This is a genomic window from Clostridioides sp. ZZV15-6598 (genome assembly GCF_020657705.1).
Taxonomy (GTDB): domain Bacteria; phylum Bacillota; class Clostridia; order Peptostreptococcales; family Peptostreptococcaceae; genus Clostridioides; species Clostridioides difficile_F.
The window spans coordinates 1-311 of record NZ_JAGWCS010000366.1 but is presented as its reverse complement, the minus strand read 5'-3'; the positions used below and the strand labels follow the sequence as shown (position 1 = coordinate 311).

General features: G+C 24.8%; 1 protein-coding gene. It reads right to left on the bottom strand.

What is annotated here, in order from left to right; genetic code table 11:
• On the bottom strand, positions 1 to 127 hold a 127-nt coding region (locus KGF50_RS22080), incomplete at its 3' end, for a helix-turn-helix domain-containing protein (protein ID WP_227850017.1).
• Positions 128 to 311 lie beyond the last annotated feature (184 nt).

Below are 311 nucleotides of genomic sequence, written 5' to 3'. Positions count from 1 at the left end.
CTTCTATTCTTTTAGAAAGATATTTATTGTATACAAATCTACAACATCCAAAAGTTTTGTTAATTAGCTCTTGCTGTTTTTTATTTGGATACATTCTAAACTTATACGCTTTTTCCACTACTACCACCTCACTTTACTTGTTTTTTATGATTATTGATATATTATTGTACTAAATATACATATCCCATGAGTTACTTCCATTTTTCATCACTCATCATGATATTAACGTATACGATTATTTAAAACAAGTATTTTGAAGGTTTTTGTATTTATTTTTAAATAACATATGTAAGAACCATAAGTCTTAACTT